The 976-nt window shown below is 36.9% G+C and carries 1 protein-coding gene; it reads left to right on the top strand.

What is annotated here, in order from left to right:
* Window positions 1-153: 153 nt before the first annotated feature.
* Complete coding sequence (locus C9J41_RS21600) at window positions 154-750, top strand: bifunctional 2-polyprenyl-6-hydroxyphenol methylase/3-demethylubiquinol 3-O-methyltransferase UbiG (protein WP_107293001.1); 597 nt, start codon at window positions 154-156, stop codon at window positions 748-750.
* Window positions 751-976: the final 226 nt, after the last annotated feature.

Genomic DNA, 976 nt, shown 5'->3' with positions numbered 1-976 from the left:
CATATCGGGTGGATGCTAATTTTTGCGATTAAGGTAATGAAAATAAATGTTTTTATTTATTAGAATGTTGAATATTTGCTGTATTAATAAAGCGTAAAAGTAAGAATGCTTATTAATATACTGTTATGTACTTTTACGGAAAATAAGAGATTTATGGATAAAAATACTGAAAATTGGCGTCAGTACTACGAAAAGGCACTGTCTCGCCCACACTCAAAACGTACTGAATTTGCTGTCAGACTTAATGAATCAAACCTCAAAGTAGCCACTGACTGTGGTTGTGGAACCGGCAGTGATATCGATTATCTATCGGGTCAAAATTACAAAGTGTTTGGGTTTGACGTTAATCCTGATTCAATAACTATTTGTAATGATAGATTTGGTTCAAATCCACAAATTAACATTGAGCAATCTTCGTTTGAATCGTTTCGGTACCCAAAATCGGGGGTAGTAATTGCAAATAACAGTTTGTTTTTTGCAGTCCCAACTGTGTTTTCGACGATTTGGCATAACATTGAATCCTCATTAGTTGTCGGTGGGGTATTTGCTGGCGACTTTATGGGTTATAAAGATAGTTGGGCTGCAGGTTTTCGCGTTCCAACTTCACCTTTCACAGAGTCAGAGATTCGAGCAATGCTAACTAATTTTGACATAGTTAGTTGGTCTGAACGAGATGAAGTAGGTCAAACAACAATAGGTGCAACGAAACATTGGCACATATATTCAGTGGTCGCCGTGAAACGCACATAACAAATAAGGATATGTGTCGCGAAGCCGACACCTATCCGAAGTGTTGGACAAGCCCAAGCCACCTTATATAAGTAAATATTGGAAATAGCATGAAGAGGGATGCCAAAAAGAAGTCGAGCGTTATCCTTGGTGTGAACCAATAATATTAATACCCTGATTTATAATAAAACCCTCTTTAATTCTGAAGCGTTAAAGCCATTATCCTTATTATTTAACGTCGATTATC

The organism is Photobacterium sp. GB-50 (assembly GCF_003026755.1).
GTDB lineage: Bacteria > Pseudomonadota > Gammaproteobacteria > Enterobacterales > Vibrionaceae > Photobacterium.
This window is presented reverse-complemented; position numbering and strand designations above follow the sequence as displayed.